This is a genomic window from Streptomyces sp. KL116D, from assembly GCF_030766975.1.
Lineage (GTDB): Bacteria > Actinomycetota > Actinomycetes > Streptomycetales > Streptomycetaceae > Streptomyces > Streptomyces longispororuber_A.
This window is the reverse complement of record NZ_JASERH010000136.1, coordinates 761,994-781,263: the sequence shown is the minus strand read 5'-3', so window position 1 is coordinate 781,263 and position 19,270 is coordinate 761,994. Positions and strand designations below refer to the sequence as shown.

At 71.6% G+C, this 19,270-nt stretch carries 16 protein-coding genes; 5 read left to right on the top strand and 11 right to left on the bottom strand.

The genetic code is table 11. The features are described from left to right. Nucleotides 1–3 precede the first annotated feature (3 nt). From RBJ77_RS52170 to RBJ77_RS52160, 3 genes are read right to left on the bottom strand one after another with little or no spacing between them, the layout of a single operon-like run. Nucleotides 4–1,950, bottom strand: coding sequence for a substrate-binding domain-containing protein (locus tag RBJ77_RS52170; RefSeq protein WP_372351386.1), 1,947 nt, complete (start codon nucleotides 1,948–1,950; stop codon nucleotides 4–6). After that, complete coding sequence (locus RBJ77_RS52165) at nucleotides 1,940–3,496, bottom strand: sugar ABC transporter ATP-binding protein (protein WP_372351385.1); 1,557 nt, start codon at nucleotides 3,494–3,496, stop codon at nucleotides 1,940–1,942. Before RBJ77_RS52165 ends, RBJ77_RS52170 begins: the two co-directional genes overlap by 11 nt. Further along, nucleotides 3,493–4,530 (bottom strand): LacI family DNA-binding transcriptional regulator, encoded by a 1,038-nt coding sequence (locus RBJ77_RS52160; protein ID WP_372351568.1) that lies wholly within the window; start codon nucleotides 4,528–4,530, stop codon nucleotides 3,493–3,495. The genes RBJ77_RS52165 and RBJ77_RS52160 overlap by 4 nt, the downstream gene beginning before the upstream one ends. A 262-nt stretch (nucleotides 4,531–4,792) precedes the next feature. On the opposite strand from RBJ77_RS52160, the gene RBJ77_RS52155 reads away from it, so the two are divergent. Beyond that, a complete protein-coding gene (locus RBJ77_RS52155; protein WP_255975082.1) occupies nucleotides 4,793–5,365 on the top strand; it encodes a hypothetical protein in 573 nt (190 codons plus the stop codon). A gap of 60 nt (nucleotides 5,366–5,425) precedes the next feature. Here the strand turns inward: RBJ77_RS52155 and RBJ77_RS52150 are convergent, their stop codons facing one another. The 3 genes from RBJ77_RS52150 to RBJ77_RS52140 all read right to left on the bottom strand — a co-directional run bounded on the left by RBJ77_RS52150 (nucleotide 5,426) and on the right by RBJ77_RS52140 (nucleotide 7,116). After that, on the bottom strand, nucleotides 5,426–5,644 hold the full coding sequence (locus RBJ77_RS52150) for a DUF4287 domain-containing protein (RefSeq protein WP_372351384.1): 219 nt from the start codon (nucleotides 5,642–5,644) through the stop codon (nucleotides 5,426–5,428). A 64-nt stretch (nucleotides 5,645–5,708) separates the two neighbouring features. Further along, on the bottom strand, nucleotides 5,709–6,554 hold the full coding sequence (locus RBJ77_RS52145; protein ID WP_372351383.1) for an aminoglycoside adenylyltransferase domain-containing protein: 846 nt from the start codon (nucleotides 6,552–6,554) through the stop codon (nucleotides 5,709–5,711). 166 nt (nucleotides 6,555–6,720) lie between these two features. Next, nucleotides 6,721–7,116 carry a hypothetical protein gene (locus RBJ77_RS52140; RefSeq protein WP_372351382.1) on the bottom strand — a complete coding sequence of 132 codons (396 nt, stop codon included), beginning with the start codon at nucleotides 7,114–7,116 and terminating at the stop codon, nucleotides 6,721–6,723. Nucleotides 7,117–7,341: 225 nt separating this feature from the next. Here RBJ77_RS52140 and RBJ77_RS52135 point away from each other — a divergent pair, with 225 nt between their 5' ends. Together RBJ77_RS52135 and RBJ77_RS52130 are read left to right on the top strand one after the other, a co-directional pair. Next, the gene (locus RBJ77_RS52135) at nucleotides 7,342–9,603 is read left to right on the top strand and encodes an ATP-dependent RecD-like DNA helicase (protein WP_372351381.1); all 2,262 of its coding nucleotides are present in this window, start codon (nucleotides 7,342–7,344) and stop codon (nucleotides 9,601–9,603) included. A 198-nt stretch (nucleotides 9,604–9,801) separates the two neighbouring features. Further along, entirely contained in the window at nucleotides 9,802–11,091 is a 1,290-nt protein-coding gene (locus RBJ77_RS52130; protein WP_255975087.1) for a citrate synthase, read from the top strand. A gap of 538 nt (nucleotides 11,092–11,629) precedes the next feature. Here the strand turns inward: RBJ77_RS52130 and RBJ77_RS52125 are convergent. From RBJ77_RS52125 to RBJ77_RS52115, 3 genes are all read right to left on the bottom strand, one after another. Next, on the bottom strand, nucleotides 11,630–13,858 hold the full coding sequence (locus RBJ77_RS52125; RefSeq protein ID WP_372351380.1) for a heavy metal translocating P-type ATPase: 2,229 nt from the start codon (nucleotides 13,856–13,858) through the stop codon (nucleotides 11,630–11,632). A 75-nt stretch (nucleotides 13,859–13,933) separates the two neighbouring features. Next, a complete protein-coding gene (locus tag RBJ77_RS52120) occupies nucleotides 13,934–14,248 on the bottom strand; it encodes a heavy-metal-associated domain-containing protein (RefSeq protein ID WP_372351379.1) in 315 nt (104 codons plus the stop codon). A gap of 76 nt (nucleotides 14,249–14,324) precedes the next feature. Then, nucleotides 14,325–15,269 carry a PrsW family intramembrane metalloprotease gene (locus RBJ77_RS52115; RefSeq protein WP_372351378.1) on the bottom strand — a complete coding sequence of 315 codons (945 nt, stop codon included), beginning with the start codon at nucleotides 15,267–15,269 and terminating at the stop codon, nucleotides 14,325–14,327. A gap of 74 nt (nucleotides 15,270–15,343) precedes the next feature. Between RBJ77_RS52115 and RBJ77_RS52110 the strand changes: the two genes are divergently transcribed. Next, a complete protein-coding gene (locus tag RBJ77_RS52110) occupies nucleotides 15,344–16,558 on the top strand; it encodes a cation:proton antiporter (RefSeq protein WP_372351377.1) in 1,215 nt (404 codons plus the stop codon). An 84-nt stretch (nucleotides 16,559–16,642) separates the two neighbouring features. Continuing rightward, nucleotides 16,643–17,692, top strand: a complete 1,050-nt coding sequence (locus RBJ77_RS52105; protein WP_372351376.1) for an alcohol dehydrogenase catalytic domain-containing protein — start codon at nucleotides 16,643–16,645, stop codon at nucleotides 17,690–17,692. A gap of 33 nt (nucleotides 17,693–17,725) precedes the next feature. Here the strand turns inward: RBJ77_RS52105 and RBJ77_RS52100 are convergent, their stop codons facing one another. Further along, nucleotides 17,726–17,923, bottom strand: a complete 198-nt coding sequence (locus tag RBJ77_RS52100) for an AlpA family transcriptional regulator (RefSeq protein ID WP_255983130.1) — start codon at nucleotides 17,921–17,923, stop codon at nucleotides 17,726–17,728. A gap of 316 nt (nucleotides 17,924–18,239) precedes the next feature. Beyond that, nucleotides 18,240–19,259, bottom strand: a complete 1,020-nt coding sequence (locus tag RBJ77_RS52095) for a helix-turn-helix domain-containing protein (protein ID WP_372351375.1) — start codon at nucleotides 19,257–19,259, stop codon at nucleotides 18,240–18,242. Between the last annotated feature and the right edge of the window lie 11 nt (nucleotides 19,260–19,270).

Below are 19,270 nucleotides of genomic sequence, written 5' to 3'. Positions count from 1 at the left end.
GCGTCACTTGAACGCGGCGACGTTCTTCTCGGTCACGACCTTCACCGGCACCTTCACGGCGTCGGGGATCTCGTCGTCCTGCGCCGCCTTGATCGCGTTCTGCACGGCCATCTTGCCGAGTTCGCGCGGCTGCTGGGCGACCGACGCGTAGAGCGTGCCCGCCTCGACCGCCTTGAAGCCGTCGGGGGTGCCGTCGAAGCCGACGACGTCGACCGACGTGCCGGCCTTGGCGCCGAGGGCCTTGATCGCGCCGAGCGCCATCTCGTCGTTCTCGGCGAAGACGCCGTCGACGTCCGGGTGCGACTGGAGCAGGTTCGTCATGACGTCCAGGCCCTTGGTGCGGTCGAAGTCCGCGGGCTGCTTCGCGGCGACCTTGATGCCCGGGTACTCCTTGATGCCCGCCGCGAACCCGGCGCCGCGCTCCCGGCTCGCGGACGTGCCGGCCTGGCCCTGGAGGATCACGATGGTGCCCTTGCCGCCGAGCTTCTCGGCGAGGGTCTTCGCGGCCTGCTTGCCGCCCGCGACGTTGTCGGAGGCGACGAGCGTGGCCGTCTTCGCCTTGTTCACGCCGCGGTCGGCGGCGACCACGGGGATGTCCGCCTGGTTGGCGCCGCGCACGGACGGGCCGACGGCGTCGGAGTCGACCGGGTTCACGATGACCGCGCCCATGCCCCCGCTGGTGAAGTTCTCCAGCTGGTTGGCCTGCTGCGACGCGTCGTTCTGGGCGTCCGTCACCGTCAGCTCGACGCCCTGCTTCTTCGCCTCGGCCTGCGCGCCCGCCCGCATCTCCGTGAAGAACGGGTTGTTGAGCGTGGAGACGGCCATGCCGATCTTCAGGTCCTTCTTGCCGCCGGAGGAGCCCGTGTTGTTCCACAGGGCGAGGCCGCCGACGATCGCCGCGGCGACGACCGCCGCGATCACGTACTGCAACGCCTGCTTGGGACCGGGCGACCCGGTGCCCGCGGCGGTCGGCGTGGCACCGGCCTTGCGGCGCACCGTGTCGAGCAGCACCGCGAGGGCGATCACGACACCGATGACGACCTGCTGCCAGAAGGCGGACACGGACATCAGGTTGAGGCCGTTGCGCAGCACCGCGAGGATCAGCGCGCCGATGAGCGTGCCCGACGCCTTGCCCACACCGCCGGCGAGGGAGGCGCCGCCGATCACGACGGCGGCGATGGCGTCCAGCTCGTAGCCCTGCGCGGCCTGCGGCTGCGCGGAGGCCAGGCGGGAGGCGAGCACGATGCCCGCGACGGCCGCGAACAGGCCCGACAGGCCGTAGATGACGAGCTTCTGCCGCTTGACCCGCAGACCGGAGAGGCGGGCCGCCTCCTCGTTGCCGCCGATCGCGTACATGGAACGGCCGATGAACGTCCGGCCGAGCACGACCGCCGTGACGAGCCCCATCACGACCATCACGATGACCGGCACCGGCAGCCAGCCGCCCAGCGTGTCACCGAGCTTGGAGACCGAGTCCGGGAACGGGATCGGGGAGCCCTGCGAGATCACCAGCGACAGACCGCGCCCGACCGACAGCATCGCCAGCGTCGCGATGAACGGCGGGAGCTTGCCGTACGAGATCAGGGCGCCGTTGACGAAACCGCACGCCAGACCCGTGAGGACGGCGAGGAGTACGGCTATCGCGACGGGCACGCCCTCGTTCGTCGCCGCCCACGCGAGGACCGTGGCCGACAGCGCCGCCACGGAGCCGACCGACAGGTCGATGCCCGCCGAGACGATGACGAAGGTGACACCGAACGCGAGGATGGCCGTCACGGCCGCCTGCACACCGACGTTCAGCAGGTTCTGCGTGGTGAGGAAGTCGCCGGAGAGCAGCGACATCACGATGACCAGGACGACGAGCGCGGTCAGCGCCCCGTTGTCGAGCAGCAGCCGCAGCAGGCTCCCGTTCTTGGTCCGGGTGCTCTTCTTGAGTGCTTCAGTGGTCACGGGAGCCCTCCTCCTGGGTCTGGGTCTGGGACTGGGTCTGGTTGTTGCTGACGGCGAGCGCCATCACGGAGTCCTGCGTGGCGTCCTCGGCGGCCAGTTCACCGGCGATGCGCCCCTGCGCCATCACCAGGACCCGGTCGCTCATGCCGAGGACCTCGGGGAGATCGCTGGAGATCATGAGCACGGCGTGCCCGGCGGCCGTCAGCTCGTTGACGAGCTGGTAGATCTCGACCTTCGCGCCGACGTCGATGCCGCGCGTCGGCTCGTCGAGGATCAGCACCTTGATGTCCGCGAGCAGCCACTTGCCGATGACGACCTTCTGCTGGTTGCCGCCGGACAGTGTGCGCACGTGCTGGCCCAACCCGGCCATCCGCACGCCCAGTTGGGACGCGATCCGCTCGGCTGCGGTGTGCTGGCCCTTGCGGTCGACGAACCCGCCGCGGGTCGCCGCGCGCATCGTGACGAGCCCCAGGTTCTCCTCCACCGACTGGTCGAGGACGAGGCCCTGGCCCTTGCGGTCCTCGGGCACCAGCCCGACCCCGGCGGCCATCGCGGCGATCACGTCGTGCCGCGGCAGCGCGGTGCCCGCGACCTCGACGGAACCCCGGTCGTACGGATCGGCGCCGAAGACGGCCCGGACGACCTCCGTACGACCCGCGCCGACGAGTCCGGCGATGCCGACGACCTCACCGGCCCGCACCTCGAAGCTCACGTCGTGGAAGACGCCGTCCCGGGTCAGTCCCTCGACCTTCAGCAACGCGCCGCCGGTGTCCGGCCGTTCGCGCGGGTACTGCTGCTCGATGGAGCGGCCGACCATGAGGCGGACCAGCTCGTCCTCGGGGGTCGAGGCGGGCACCTGGCCCACGCTGCGCCCGTCCCGGATGACGGTGACCCGGTCGCCGAGCGCCGCGATCTCCTCCAGGTGGTGGGTGATGAAGACGACGCCGACGCCGTCCTCGCGCAGCGCCCGCACGATCGCGAAGAGCTTGTCGACCTCCTCGGAGGTGAGCACGGCGGTCGGCTCGTCCATGATCAGCACGCGCGCGTCCAGGCTCAGCGCCTTCGCGATCTCGACCATCTGGAGCCGGGCGATGCCGAGTTCACGCACCCGCGCGCGGGGCGACACGTTCACGCCCACGCGCGCGAGGAGCACCTCGGCGTCGCTCTCCATCTTCTTCCGGTCGATCAGCCCGAAGCGGCGCGGCTGGCGGCCCAGGAAGATGTTCTCGGCGACCGTCAGGTCGGGAACGAGGTTGAACTCCTGGTAGATGGTCGCGATCCCGAGCCGTTCGGCGTCCTGCGCGCCGTGGATCCTGACCTGCTCGCCGCCGACGGTGATGCGGCCCTCGTCCGGCGTGTAGGCGCCGGAGAGCATCTTGATGAGCGTGCTCTTGCCGGCCCCGTTCTCGCCGAGCAGGACGTGCACCTCGCCGCGGCGCAGGTCGAAGTCGACGCTGTCGAGCGCGACGACGCCGGGGAAGGTCTTCCGTATCCCTTCGATACGCAGCAACTCCACCGGGTTGCCCTGTTGTTCGACCGGGGTCACCGGGTGCTCCTCTCCATTGAGGTACGCGGGTGGGGGGATTCGCCGCAGGAACGCCGTACGACGAGGTGGGCGGGGAGCGTCACCGACTGCGGGGTGCGCCCCTCGATGCGGTCGACCAGGGCGCGCACGGCGGCCCGGCCGAGGTCCTTGGTGGGCTGCGCGATCGCCGTCACCGGCGGATCGGTGTGCACGAACCACGGGATGTCGTCGAAGGCGGCGAGCGCGATGTCGTCCGGGACGCGCAGCCCGCGCGCGCGGATCGCGTCCAGCGCGCCGAGCGCCATCAGGTTGTCGGCCGCGAAGACGACCTCGGGCGGCTCGGCGAGGTCCAGGAAGCCGTCCACCACCCGGCGCCCGCTGTCCGCCTGGAAGTCGCCCTGTCCTATGTAGGCGTCCGGCAGCTCCAGCTCGTACGAGGCGAGGGCCTCCCGGAAGGCGTCGACGCGCTCGCTGCCGGTGGTCGTGGCGGCCGGGCCCGCGATGATGGCGAGCCGGCGGTGCCCGAGCCGGTGCAGGTGCGCGACCAGGTCCCGGATCGCGGCCCGTCCGTCGGAGCGCACGACGGGCACGTCGACGCCCGGGATCCACCGGTCGACGAAGACCATCGGGGTGCCGGTGCGGGCCGCGGCCAGCATGAGCGGGGAGCCCCCGTCGGTGGGGGAGACGAGCAGCCCGTCGATGCGCCGGTCCAGCAGGTTCTGGACGTGGTGGTCCTGCAGGTCGGGCCGCTCGTCGGCGTTGCCGATGATGACGCTGTAGCCGAGGGCGCGGGCCTCCTCCTCGACGGAGCGGGCCAGCTCGGTGAAGTACGGGTTCAGCACGTCGCTGATGACCAGGCCGAGGGTGCGGGTCTGGTGGGTGCGCAGGGAACGGGCCACGGCGTTGGGCCGGTAGCCGAGCGACTCCACGGCGGCCATGACCCGGGTGCGCGCGTCCGGGCTGACGGACGGATGGCTGTTGAGGACACGGGAGACCGTGGCGACGGACACCCCGGCCGCGGCCGCGACGTCCTTGATGCTCGCGCTCGAAGACACCACGGGCCACCTCCTTGTGGCTGCGTGCGCTCATGCGGGTCCGGGCTCATCTGGGAAGGCTGGGCCGCACATGTGCATGGAATCGATTACATGAGGGATTGGAATCGATTACACGGGTCTGTGGCAAGAGGGGTTCCGGTTGTCGTGACCGGATCGTGATGGAGCGGGAGTGATGGCGGGGGCTTTGTCGGTGCCGCGTGCGATGGTGGAGGACCTACGACGGCACGGGCCGTTTCGGCACACGGAGACGGAGCACAGGACTGTGAACCACGCGCAGCTCACCGCACTCGGCCGCGCCCTGCGCCTGCTCGGCGAGCACGGCGAGGGCCTCACCGGGGACACGTCGGACGCCAAGCTCCACGAGGTGCGCGGCGACGTGAAGCGCGCCCTCGAGCTGCTCGACGACACGGTCACCGGCTCGGCGCCGACGACCCGCTGCCCCGAGCACCCCCAGGGCGCGGTCGACGAGTCGGCGCCCGACCTGTGCCTGCTCTGCGAGACCCGCCGCCGCCAGGCCCGCCGCTCCGAGTTCGGCGGCGGCCCCGCCCGCCCGCGCACCGAGCAGCAGCCGGTCCTGTCGCGGTACGGCACGCGCGAGGACCGCCCGCAGCCCCAGCAGCGCTGGATCCCCGAGATGTGGACCGGCCAGGTCTGGCAGCTCTGCGGCACCCCGCGCCACGACCGCCGCGAGGCGGATCTGTACCTGGCGGCCCAGCGCCGCCGCCCGGACGCCGCGATGGCGTACCGCCTGGTGCACGAGTTCACCGACTACGAGGTCGTGCGGGTGTGGGGCACGCCGGTGAAGGTCGACGTGGAGCCGATGGGCGGGGTGTGAGCCCTGCCCGGTGCTGGTCCGGTGCCAGGCCGGGGCTGGTCCGGTGCCGGGAGGCGGGCCCTAGGAGGCCTTGTCCTCGGCGAGCGTCTGCGCCACCAGCGCGTTGGCGTGACCGTGGCCCAGGCCGTGCTCGGCCTTGAGCCAGTTCACCAGCTCCATGTGCTTGGTGAGCGGCGAGCTGCGGATGAGGCCCTGCCAGTGCGCGATCGGCTCGCCGTACTTCTTCTCGATGGACGGGAAGTAGCTGGCGGGGCCCTTGGCGGCGGGGGTCGTGGTCATGGCGTGGTCCTGTCCGGTCCGTGGTGAACGTGTCGGAGGTGTCGACCGGCGGGCCGGGAAAAACTCATCGGTCCCGTGTGCCCCGATGATGTTTCCGTTCGGAGTGCGTCTCCTCCGCGACCGCCGCGGCCGCCGTCAGATCCAGCAACTCGCCCAGCAGCGGCACCAGTTCCGCCGGCAGCGGCGTCTCGTCCCTGACCGCCTGCGTGCGGCGCCACACCAGCGCCGCCGCCAGCAGCGGGCGCAGCCGGGGCCACCGCTCCGCCGTCCAGGCCGCCGCCTCGCCCTTGTCCGCCAACTCGCCCGCCGTCAGGGCGCGCAGGGCCCGGCACGCGGTCAGGACGACGTACGCGTGGCCGCCGCGATGCCGCACCCCGGGCGCCCGGCTCCGCAGCTCCGCGACGGAGTCGACGAGCGCGAGCCGCACCTCCCCGGCGTCCGCGGGGGCGAGCGCCTCGCGCGCCGGACGCCCCGCCAGGGTCAGACCCGTCTCCCGGACCAGGGCGCGCGTGAGCGCCCAGCGGGGCGCCACCCGCGCCGTGTGCGGCGGTTCACCGGGGGACACCACCCACAGCGGGTGCAGCAGACCGCCCGCGAGGGCCGCGGCGGGCGCACAGGTGAGGTCGAGCCGGTCGCGGAACCCGGGGTGAGCGCGCAGGACCTGCGCATGCGCCGCGGCCAACCCGTCCGTGTCCAGGTCGAGTTCGCCCTCGATGCCGATCAGTACGTCGATGTCGCTGACGCCCCGGTCGAACGACCCCGTCACCGCCGACCCGTACAGCCACACCCCGGTCAGCCGCTCCCCGACCGGTGGTGCCAGCGCCGTCAGCAGGTCGGGCAGCACTCGCCGCACGCTCACCGGCGGCCCGGCCGCGCCGCCCGCCCCACTCGTTCCAGTCGCTGCGCCCACCCCGGAACCGTACGCGCCGCACCGGAATTCCGGAAGGGCCGGAAATTCGGTCGTGCGAAACAAATGGAAAAACGGCAAAGCCCCTTCGGCCGCGTAAGGAGGGGACGCGGCCGAAGGGGCTTCGGCTATGGGTGAGACCCAGCGCGAAGGGGAATGCGTGAGGGTCTCAGACGATGCGCTCGGGGGCGTCGAACTGGTCGACCGGAGCGTTGTTGCAGGCGGTGACCGGACCGCCGAGGACGTTGCCGCCCACGCCCTGGGCCGCGGGGACGGCGCAGCGCAGGTCGACGTCGACGAACGGGGCGCCGTAGCTGTTCAGGATGCCGCCCGGGTCGCCGGCGATGGCCACGTCACCGTTGCTGGTGGCGAACTCGGAGGCGCCCGTGCCGCTGGTGGTCTCGCCGTTGGCGACGCGCGCGGCCTGGTTCATGTCGTGCGCGCTGGTCTGCATGTTCTCGGCCTCCGGGCCGCCGGTGTGGGCCACGGCCACACCGGTGCTGCCGACGGTCGCGGCGGCCGCGGCGGTCGCCAGTGCGGCGCCGGCCAGAACCTTGCGGATCATTTCTTCTCCATTTGTCCGGGGGTGACGAAAGTCGCCTTTATTGTGCGACGTGCGATCTGCCGAAACGCCCTTGAATTGAATTCGGTCACGCAATGTCCGAGCGGTGTCATTCATTCGGACCTCTGATTCCCGCGCGGCCCGCCCGAACGGACGCAGAAAAGCTTCAGGCTGCAGGTTCTTCCGGCGGGGTGTCCCGCTGTCGGACCCCACCGATACGGTCGGATCATGGCGAAGCAGCAGGCGGCGGCCGCGCGGCCGATGGCGGTGCTCGAGGGAGTCCTCGAGCGGATCACGTTTGCCAGCGAGGAGACGGGTTACACCGTGGCGCGCGTGGACACCGGCAGAGGCGCCGGTGACCTGCTGACCGTGGTCGGCTCGCTGCTCGGCGCGCAGGTGGGGGAGTCGCTGCGGATGGAGGGCCGCTGGGGCTCCCACCCGCAGTACGGCAAGCAGTTCACCGTGGAGAACTACACGACGGTGCTGCCCGCCACGATCCAGGGCATCCGCCGCTATCTCGGCTCCGGCCTCGTGAAGGGGATCGGCCCGGTCTTCGCCGACCGCATCACCCAGCACTTCGGGCTCGACACCCTCGACATCATCGAGCAGGACCCGAAGCGCCTCGTCGAGGTGCCGGGCCTCGGCCCCAAGCGCACCAAGAAGATCGCCGACGCCTGGGAGGAGCAGAAGGCCATCAAGGAGGTGATGCTCTTCCTGCAGAGCGTCGAGGTGTCCACCTCCATCGCGGTGCGGATCTACAAGAAGTACGGGGACGCCTCCATCTCCGTGGTGAAGAACCAGCCGTACCGCCTGGCCTCGGACGTCTGGGGCATCGGCTTCCTCACCGCCGACCGCATCGCCCGGTCGGTCGGCATTCCGCACGACAGCCCCGAGCGCGTCAAGGCCGGTCTGCAGTACGCGCTGTCGCAGTCCACCGACCAGGGCCACTGCTTCCTGCCCGAGGAGCGACTCATCGCCGACGCGGTGAAGCTGCTCCAGGTCGACACCGGGCTCGTCATCGAGTGCCTCGCCGAGCTCACCCTGCCGGACGAGGACTCCGGCGAGGTCGGTGTCGTCCGGGAGGAGGTGCCGGGCGAGGACGGGGTGGCGCCGGTCACCGCCGTGTACCTCGTCCCGTTCCACCGGGCCGAACTGTCGCTGTCCGCCCAGCTGTTGCGGCTGCTGCGCACGGGCGAGGACCGGATGCCCGCGTTCCGGGACGTGGCCTGGGACAAGGCGCTGAGCTGGCTGTCCGGCCGGACGGGGGCACAGCTCGCGCCCGAGCAGGAGGAGGCCGTCAAGCTCGCGCTCACCCAGAAGGTCGCCGTGCTCACCGGCGGGCCCGGCTGCGGCAAGTCGTTCACGGTCCGCTCGATCGTGGAGCTGGCACGCGCGAAGAAGGCGAAGGTGGTCCTCGCCGCCCCCACCGGCCGGGCCGCCAAGCGGCTGGCCGAGCTGACGGGCGCGGAGGCGTCCACGGTCCACCGCCTGCTCGAACTCAAACCGGGAGGGGACGCCGCGTACGACAAGGACCGGCCGCTCGACGCCGACCTGGTCGTGGTGGACGAGGCCTCCATGCTCGACCTGCTCCTGGCCAACAAGCTGGTGAAGGCCGTCCCGCCCGGCGCCCATCTGCTCTTCGTGGGGGACGTGGACCAGCTGCCGAGCGTCGGGGCGGGCGAGGTGCTGCGCGACATGCTGGCCGAGGAGAGCCCGGTCCCCGCGGTGCGCCTGACCCGCATCTTCCGGCAGGCCCAGGAGTCGGGCGTCGTCACGAACGCCCACCGGATCAACGCGGGGACACCGCCCCTCACCCAGGGGCTCAAGGACTTCTTCCTGTTCGTGGAGGAGGACACGGAGGAGGCGGGCCGGCTCACCGTGGACGTGGCCGCCCGCCGCATCCCGGCCAGATTCGGCCTCGATCCGCGGCGTGACGTCCAGGTCCTCGCCCCCATGCACCGCGGCCCGGCCGGCGCGGGCACGCTGAACGGACTGCTCCAGCAGGCGATCACCCCCGGCCGCCCCGAGCTGCCCGAGAAGCGGTTCGGCGGCCGCGTGTTCCGGGTCGGCGACAAGGTCACCCAGATCAGGAACAACTACGAGAAGGGGACGAACGGGGTGTTCAACGGCACGGTCGGGGTCGTCACCTCCCTCGACGCCGACGAGCAGAAGCTCACCGTCCTGACCGACGAGGACGAGGAGGTGCCTTACGACTTCGACGAGCTGGACGAGCTGGCTCATGCCTACGCTGTGACCATCCACCGCTCACAGGGCAGCGAGTACCCGTGCGTGGTGATCCCGGTGACGACCGGGGCCTGGATGATGCTTCAGCGGAATCTGCTCTACACGGCGGTCACCCGAGCCAAGAAGCTGGTGGTCCTGGTCGGTTCGCGGAAGGCTCTCGGCCAGGCGGTGCGCACGGTTTCGGCGGGTAGACGCTGTACTGCACTCGATTTCCGGTTGTCCGGCGCGAACCTTCAAAAGTTTTGATCGATCAAATTCGTCGCGAAGGTCACAGAGCACTTCCGGAACCAGGGCGAAGGGGGCAGGATGAGCAGGTTAGACGGCACTGAGTGCCGCCAATAGGCCCAATGGTCGACCCCGAGTGCACTCTGCTGGGCCAAGTGGGGGATGGTAGAGACAGTCAGGGCACCTCGAAGAAGAGGCACTACGTCGGTGAGGGATGACGTGAGCGACAACTCTGTAGTACTGCGGTACGGCGATGGCGAGTACACCTACCCGGTGATCGACAGCACCGTCGGCGACAAGGGCTTCGACATCGGGAAGCTCCGGGCCCAGACCGGACTGGTGACCCTCGACAGCGGATACGGCAACACCGCCGCCTATAAATCCGCCATCACCTACCTCGACGGTGAGCAGGGCATCCTCCGGTACCGCGGCTACCCGATCGAGCAGCTGGCCGAGCGTTCCACCTTCACCGAGGTGGCCTACCTGCTGATCAACGGCGAGCTTCCCACCGTGGACGAGCTCGCCACTTTCAAGAACGACATCACGCAGCACACGCTGCTGCACGAGGACGTCAAGCGGTTCTACGACGGGTTCCCGCGCGACGCCCACCCGATGGCCATGCTGTCGTCGGTGGTCTCGGCGCTGTCCACCTTCTACCAGGACAGCCACAACCCGTTCGACGAGCAGCAGCGCAACCTTTCGACGATCCGCCTGCTCGCCAAGCTTCCGACGATCGCGGCGTACGCGTACAAGAAGTCGCAGGGCCACCCGGTGGTCTACCCGCGCAACGACCTCGGCTACGTCGAGAACTTCCTGCGCATGACGTTCTCCGTGCCGGCCGCCGAGTACGAGCTGGACCCGGTCGTCGTCTCCGCGCTGGACAAGCTGCTCATCCTGCACGCGGACCACGAGCAGAACTGTTCGACGTCCACCGTGCGTCTGGTCGGCTCCTCGCAGGCCAACATGTTCGCGTCGATCTCCGCGGGCATCTCGGCCCTCTGGGGTCCGCTGCACGGCGGCGCCAACCAGTCGGTCCTGGAGATGCTGGAAGGCATCCAGGCCTCCGGCGGCGACGTCGACACCTTCATCCGCAAGGTGAAGAACAAGGAAGACGGCGTGAAGCTCATGGGCTTCGGGCACCGCGTCTACAAGAACTTCGACCCCCGGGCGAAGATCATCAAGGCGGCGGCGCACGACGTCCTCTCGGCGCTCGGCAAGAGCGACGAACTGCTGGACATCGCGCTGAAGCTGGAAGAGCACGCGCTGGCCGACGACTACTTCGTCGAGCGCAAGCTCTACCCGAACGTCGACTTCTACACCGGCCTGATCTACCGGGCCATGGGCTTCCCGACCGAGATGTTCACGGTGCTCTTCGCGCTGGGTCGTCTGCCGGGCTGGATCGCCCAGTGGCACGAGATGATCAAGGAGCCGGGTTCGCGCATCGGCCGCCCGCGCCAGATCTACACGGGCGTCGTCGAGCGGGACTTCGTCCCCGTAGAGCAGCGCTGAGCAGAAGCAGAATCAAGCCCCTCCGGCGATTGAGGAGCGGGGTCCGGGGCGGAGCCCCGTGGCCGTACGCCGCCTGACCGCCGGTGGGGGCTGGGTGCGCAGTTCCCCGCGCCCCTGTAGGCGGAGCAGAAAGCGCCCCGCTGTCGGTCCCCCCACGGGCCGACAGTCGGGGCGCTTTCCTTTTCCCGGTGACGGATTCCCCCCACGGGATCCGGCCGGGTGTCTCGGTGTCCGCGTCGGCCGCCGGAACACGTACGTACGGGTGGGCCGCTCAAGCTCCCCGGTGCACGTGCCCCGGCCAACGCAGTCGGGTCCGTCCCCCAAGACGGGCCCGGTTGATACGGAAACGCCCCCCAAGACGTTCCTGCATCGCCTCCTTAGACTCACGAGACCTGCAAAGGGTTACGTTCTCATCAATGTGATCTGCGTCTCTTGCATATGTCCCGTGCGTACACAAGAGGCCCGATATGTAGATACGAGCCCCCTCGTGAGGATGATGCAATTGTGCCGTGTGGATTGTGTGGAGGTCCAGACGTGTCTAGGTGAACCTTCGTAGCCGCAGGCTGTTCGTCACGACGAAGACCGACGAGAAGGCCATGGCCGCGCCCGCGATCATCGGGTTCAGAAGGCCCGCGGCCGCCAGCGGCAGGGCGGCGACGTTGTAGCCGAAGGCCCAGCAGAGGTTGCCCTTGATCGTGGCGAGGGTGCGGCGGGAGAGCCGGATCGCGTCGGCCGCGACCCGCAGGTCACCGCGGACGAGGGTGAGGTCGCCCGCCTCGATCGCCGCGTCCGCGCCGGTGCCCATGGCCAGGCCCAGGTCGGCGGTGGCCAGGGCGGCGGCGTCGTTGACCCCGTCGCCGACCATCGCCACGGTGCGGCCCTCGGCCCGCAGCCGCCGGATCACGTCGACCTTGTCCTGCGGCAGGACCTCGGCGATCACGTCGTCCGGGCCGATGCCGACCGCGTGCGCGACCGCCTCGGCCGAGGCCCGGTTGTCGCCGGTGAGCAGGACCGGGGCGAGACCCAGGGCGCGCAGCTCTGCCACGGCCTCGGCGCTGGTCTCCTTGAGCGCGTCGGTCACGGTCAGGACGCCGCGCGCCGCCCCGTCCCAGGCGACCGCGACGGCCGTGGCCCCGGTGCTCTCGGCGGACCGCAGCACCTCGGTCAGGGCGGGCGGCAGGGCGATCCCGGCGTCGGCCAGGAGCCGCTCGCGCCCGACGAGGACGGTGTGGCCCTCGACGGCGCCGCGCACGCCGAGACCGGGGACGTTGGTGAAGGCGCCGGCCGGCGGCAGGGTGCCCGCGCGCTCGGCCGCGCCCGCCGCGACGGCGCGGGCGACCGGGTGCTCGGAGGCGTGCTCCACGGCGCCCGCGATGCGCAGCAGGTCCTTCTCGTCGACGCCGTGCGCGGGGTGGGCGGCGGCCAGCGTCATCCGGCCCGTCGTCACGGTGCCCGTCTTGTCCAGGACGACCGTGTCGACCGTACGCGTCGACTCCAGCGCCTCGGGGCCCTTGATGAGGATGCCGAGCTGGGCGCCGCGGCCGGTGCCGACCAGCAGGGCGGTGGGCGTGGCGAGCCCCAGCGCGCAGGGGCAGGCGATGATCAGGACGGCCACGGCCGCGGTGAACGCCGCCGTGGTGTCGCCGGTGGCCAGCTGCCGGCCGAGCAGGGTGGCGAGCGCGATGACGATCACGACCGGGACGAACACCGCCGACACCCGGTCGGCCAGGCGCTGCACCTGGGCCTTGCCGGTCTGGGCGTCCTCGACGAGCCGGGCCATCCGGGCGAGCTGGGTGTCGGCGCCGACCCGGGTGGCCTCGACGACCAGCCGCCCGCCCGCGTTGACGGTCGCGCCGGTGACGGTGTCCCCGACGGTCACGTCGACCGGGACCGCCTCGCCGGTGAGCAGTGACGCGTCGACGGCGGCGGCGCCGTCGACGACCAGACCGTCGGTCGCGATCTTCTCCCCGGGGCGGACGACGAAGCGGTCGCCCGGCTTCAGCCGGTCGGCGGGGACGCGCGTCTCGGCGCCGTCCGGGCCGAGCAGGGCCACGTCCTTCGCGCCGAGTTCGAGCAGGGCGCGCAGCGCGGCGCCCGCGCTGCGCCTGGCCCGGCCCTCCAGGTGGCGGCCGAGGAGGATGAACGTGACGACGCCCGAGGCGACTTCCAGGTAGAGGGCGTCCGTGCCGGACACCAGCGCGTACAGGGACCAGCCGTACGCGGCGAGGGTGCCCAGCGAGACGAGGGTGTCCATGGTGGCCGCGGCGTGCCGGGCGTTCGTCCAGGCGGCGCGGTGGAACGGGAGGCCGCCCCAGACGACCACGGGGGTGGCCAGGACGAGGGTGAGCCACTGCCATCCGGCGAAGTGGAGCGCCGGGATCATGGAGAGGGCGATCACCGGGGCGGTGAGGACCGCCGAGACCGTCAGGCGACGGGCCGACGGTGCTTCGGCGTCCTGCGCCGCGGGGGCGTCCGACGCCTCGTCGCCCGCGGGTTCGTCGTGGTCGCTCGCGCGGGTCTCCGCGCCCCTGGCGGGGCGCACCTCGGCCGTGTAGCCGAGCCGGGTGATCGTCCCCACGAGGACGTCGGGATCGATGTCCCGGCCGTACGAGACCGTCGCGCGCTCCGTCGCGAGGTTGACCGTCGCGGTGACGCCCTCGATGCGGTTGAGCTTCCGCTCGATGCGGGACGAGCAGGAGGCGCAGGTCATGCCGCCGATCGTGAGGTCGATCTCGGCGGTGGGAGCGGGTGGTGGTGCGTCCGTCATGGTGCCGTCGAGCCTACGGCGGAGGGGGCCGGTGCTGTGCCCGGCCCCCTCCGCCCGTCCGTCGCCCGCCCGGGCTCAGGCCGTGCCGACGAGCTCGTAACCGGCCTCGTCGACGGCGGCGCGGACCGCCTCCTCGTCGAGCGCGGACTCGGAGATCACGGTGACCTGACCGGTGGAGGCGACCGCCTTGACGGAGGAGACGCCGGCGAGCTCGGAGATCTCGCTCGACACGGCGCCCTCGCAGTGGCCGCAGGTCATGCCCTTCACCTGGTAGACGGTGGTGACGGCGCCTTCGGCGGCGGGGGCCGCGGCGTCCGTGTGGCAGGCACCGCCGCAGCAGGAACCGGCCGACTCTTCGCCGATCTGGGGGAGCTCGGTCTGGGCGCTCATGTCGTTCTCCTAGTGAATGGCCGTGCGGGGCTGCCGGGTACCCCCGGCATCTCCTGACGCACTCGACTCTATACCCCTAGGGGGTATTTTTCCAAGAGGGGTCGCGACGGGCCAGGGAGCGCACCCAGGCCAGCCCGGCCAGCGACACCAGCACCAGACCGCCCACCGAGAAGAGGGTGAAGAGGTGCTGCTGGGTGTCGGTCGGCTCGGGCATGTAGCCCTGCGCGAAGAGCTGGCGGTCCAGGCCGGTGCCGGTGACGCGGGCGACCAGCCAGATCGCGATGCCGTGCATCGAGTCCCACAGGGCGTGCAGCAGGGAGACGCCGAGATAGGTGAGGGCCACGGGGCCGGTGAACCGGAAGCGGCCGTTGGGCCTGCGGAAGGAGAGCAGGACGGCGCCGGCGATCGCCGTCCACAGGCCGTGCCCGAACGGGGCGAGCAGACCGCGCAGCACCTCCGTCTCCAGGAGGGAGCGCAGGTCGATGCCCTTCATGGTGACCGCCGCGTTGAACGCGTAGCCCGCGCTCTCGAAGGCCGCGAAGCCGAAGCCGACCGTGGCGCCCAGGACGAGACCGGCGCGCAGGCCGTGGACGCGGGGGTGCCGGTGCAGCACGTACATCAGGGCGAGCAGCTTGACGGCCTCCTCGATCAGGCCGACGCCGACGAACATCCACACCGAGGGGTGGACGAGGTAGTACTCCATCACCGAGGCGCCGAGCACGCCGAGGATGCCGCCGATCAGGAAGCAGCCCAGGATCAGGTTCACGCCCAGGTCGCGGCCGTGCCGCTCGTACGCCCACAGCACGAAGGTGGCCGGCACGAGGAAGCTGCCGAGCATGATGAGGGTGGGGAGCAGGGTGGTGTTCTTGGTGGCGTAGGTGACGATCGCCGTCAGGATCCACAGGGCCAGGCCGCCCCACAGGCACCGCTTCCAGAGGCCAGGCCGGATCTGCGGTCCCGGCGGCGGGGGCTGCTGGGGGATGCGGGCCCGGGGTGCTCCTGGGGGCTGGGGGTGCGTCACGGCGGCTCCCTCGGTGCGGACTAACTGACAGTGGGTTTGGGTGATTTGCCCGAAGTTTATGGTAGGAACCCGGTATGTCGCAGTACGGGGTTCTGATCCTGATCATGGCCATCGCGGTGCTCGCACCCCTTCTGGCCTACGGAGTGGGCCGCTGGCTGCCCGTACCGCTGGTGATCTTCGAGATCCTGCTGGGGATCGTCGTGGGGCCCGACGTCCTCGGCTGGGCGCACGGCGGGCAGACCATCGACGCGCTGTCCGAGCTGGGGCTCGCGATGCTGATCTTCCTCGCCGGGTACGAGATCGAGTTCGACAAGGTCCGCGGCGACACCCTCAAGCGCGCCCTGCGGGCCTGGGTGATCTCGCTGGCGTTCGGACTGCTGCTCGCCAGTGCGCTGGCCGGGTGGTCGTACACCAAGGGGGTCTACCTCGGGACCGCCCTCATCAGCACCGCCCTGGGCACCGTGCTGCCGGTGCTCCGCGACTCGGGCGACCTGCACTCGCGGTTCGGGTCCGTGATGATGGCGTTCGGGTCCGTGGGCGAGTTCGGGCCGATCGTCGCCATGGCGCTGCTGCTCAGCGGACGCTCGCCGATCGAGTCGGCGGCGCTGCTCGCCGCGTTCGCCCTGATCATCGCGGGCGCCGTGTTCTGGGCGATGCGGCCGCGGCCGCCGTGGTTCTCCCAGGTCATCGCCAAGACCCTGCACAGCAGCGGCCAGTTCGCGGTGCGGCTCGTGGTGCTGCTGCTCGCCGTGATGCTCGGCGCCTCCACGGCGCTCGGGGTGGACATGCTGCTCGGCGCCTTCGCCGCCGGGATGGTCGTACGGCTCGTGCTGCACGGCGCCGCCCCCGAGAGCGCGCACGAGGTCGTCGCCAAGGTGGAGGCCATGGGCTTCGGCTTCCTGGTGCCGATCTTCTTCGTCGTCACCGGGATCGAGTTCGACCTGGACGCGCTCCTCGATGGCGGCCGGGCGCTGGTGCTGCTGCCGGTGTTCCTGGCCCTGTTCCTGGTGGTGCGCGGCGGGCCCGTGTACGCGCTCGCCCCGCGTGACCTGGGGCCGGGCGACCGGAGGGCGCTCACCCTCTTCTCCTCCACGGCGCTGCCGCTGGTCGTCGCCATCACCACGATCGGCGTCAAGGCCGGGGTGCTGCGCACCGACGAGGCGGCGGCGCTGGTCGGCGCCGGGATGCTGTCCGTCCTCGTCTTCCCGCTCATCGGCCTGAAACTGCGGGCCGGCAAGGGGGAGCGGGCCCTGCCGAAGGGGCCGGTCACGGGCGCCGAGTCGTGGTGAGGGGGCTTGACGGCGGGCCTTAGCGTGGGGCCGTGGATCATCGGCGTTCGGGTGCCGGACGACGGAGCACGGAAGGGGCGGGGCATGCGGGCAGTCGTGTTCGAGCGGTTCGGGGAGCCGGCCGAGGTCCGGGAGGTGCCGGATCCGGTGCCCGCGCCGCACGGGGTCGTCGTGCGGGTCGAGGCGACCGGGGTGTGCCGCAGCGACTGGCACGGCTGGATGGGCCACGACCCCGACATCGTGCTGCCGCACGTACCCGGTCACGAACTGGCCGGTGTGGTCGCGGAGGTGGGCCCCGACGTGCGCGGCTGGCGGGCCGGCGACCGGGTCACGGTGCCGTTCGTCTGCGCGTGCGGGAGCTGCGCCGCATGCGCGGCCGGGGACCAGCAGGTGTGCGAGCGGCAGACCCAGCCCGGCTTCACGCACTGGGGCTCGTTCGCGGAGTACGTGGCCCTCGACCACGCGGACGTGAACCTGGTGGCCGTGCCGGAGGGGATGGCCTTCGGCACGGCGGCCGGCCTCGGCTGCCGGTTCGCGACGGCCTACCGGGCCGTGGTGCAGCAGGGGCGGGTCGCGGCCGGCGAGTGGGTGGCCGTGCACGGCTGCGGCGGGGTAGGGCTCTCGGCCGTGATGATCGCGGCGGCGGCCGGGGCGCGGGTGGTGGCCGTGGACGTGGCGCCCGGCGCGCTCGACCTGGCCAGGACGTTCGGCGCCGCCGCCTGCGTGGACGCGCGGGCCGCCGGTGATGTCGCCGAAGCCGTACGGGAGTCGACCGGCGGGGGCGCGCACCTGTCCCTCGACGCGCTGGGCTCCGCCGCGACCTGCGCGGCCTCGCTGCGCGGGCTGCGCAGGCGGGGCCGGCACGTGCAGGTGGGGCTGCTGCCGGAGGATCCCGTGGTGCCGATGGGGCGGGCGGTGGCGTACGAGCTGGAGCTGATCGGCAGCCACGGGATGGCCGCGCACACCTATCCGGGGATGCTGGAACTGGTCGGCGCCGGGGTGCTGCGGCCCGACCTCCTGGTGACCTCGACGATCCCGCTGGCCGCGGCGCCCCGGGCGCTCGCCGCGATGGGCGAGGCGCCGGGGGCGGGGGTGACGGTGGTGGAACCGCATGCGGGCCCCCGCGGCGATTGAGCCCGGAGGCCGCGGCCCGGCGAAGGCCGACGGTCAGTCCCGGCGGCCCCGGTTCCCCGGCCGGGAGGCCACCCAGGCTCTGACCGTGTCGGCGTACCAGTACGGCTTCCCTGACTCGACGTGGTCCGGCGGCGGCAGCAGCCCGTGCTTGCGGTACGAGCGGACCGTGTCGGGCTGGACCCGGATGTGCGCGGCGATGTCCTTGTACGACCAGAGCCTGCGGTCGGTCATCGGTGGCTCCTCCCTGGCGGGTGTCGCGGCGGCTCGGGGGTGGCCGTCGGCGATCACTCACCCTGTGCCCGGAGAACGACGTGCACCGAGGTGAAGGGAGGGCCTGTGTGTCCCCTGTGACGCAGAACCCGCGTATGCCTGACATGTGTGACAGGAAGGGGGCGTTTGTGACGTGAATGATGCAAAGAGGGCGCGTTGACGGCGCATGCACCGGCGCGGGAGTGGACAAGCGTGGTGGGCCGAACCTGCTGCGCCAGGCCCGGCCCACCGCTCCCCGCTTCCCCCCGGCCCGTTGGCCCGAAGGGACAAGAGTGCCTCAGTGGTTACCGCCGGTCTTGGAGAAATGCGCACTTCCGGGGCGGTGGTCACGGCGCAGGACCAGGCTCGTCGCCTCCCCGGCCAGCCGGTCCGTGGCCGGTGGTCCTTCCGGGTCCGTCCGCAGCCCCCGGGCGAGGGCGAACTCGCGCGGGGTGCACCCCGTCATCGCCTTGAACTCGCCGCTCAGGTGCGCCTGGTCGTAGTAGCCGCAGGCGGCGGCGGTCTCCGCCTGGGTGCTGCCCGCGCAGAGCAGCCGCCGGGCGCGCTGGAGCCGCAGGACCCGGGCCGCCGCCTTCGGGCTGAGCCCGATCTGCTCGCGGAAGCGGTTCTCCAAGTGCCGTACGCTCCAGCCGACCTGATCGGCGAGCAGCCCCACCGGGACCGCCCCGCCGCTGTGCGTGAGCGCGTACCAGGCGCGCACCGTGCCGGTCGCGCAGCGCGGCCCCGAGTCGAGCCAGCGGGTGAGGGTCTCGTCCAGGTGCCGGAACCGGGCCCGCCATGACGTCAACTCGCCCAGAGAGTTCGAGAGTTCGGCGACTGCGGCGCGCGGGAGCGCTCCCAGCTCGTCCGGGTGCACCCGCCGGTTGGACAGCTCGTGCAGGGGCGTGCCGAGCAGGTTGAACGCGGCCCACGGGGTCAGCAGGACCTCCACGCCCCCGAGGTGGCCGTCGTGCTCGCCGAGGACCGGGGTGGTGGACAGCGCCGAGAGGACGCAGGGGAGTTCGCTCGTGCGCAGCCCGGACGGACGGACGCCGCCGTGCCGGCCGACGCCCACCCAGCCGCCGGTCGCCTCCGTGATGCGCACCGCGCCCTGGAAGGCGAGCATCAGCGTCACCGCGCCGATCGGCGCCTCGAGCCGGGCGCGCGGTCCGGGGAAGGCGAGCCGGAAGCCGCGGTACCCGATGACGCCGGGGCGCAGCCGCGGGTGCGGGCGCCCGGCCGCCGTCTCCCAGGTCCCGTCCGGGCTCCGGGCGGGGCGGACGGCGGGCCGTGCGGTACCCGTGGCACGAGAACTCATCCGCCGATACT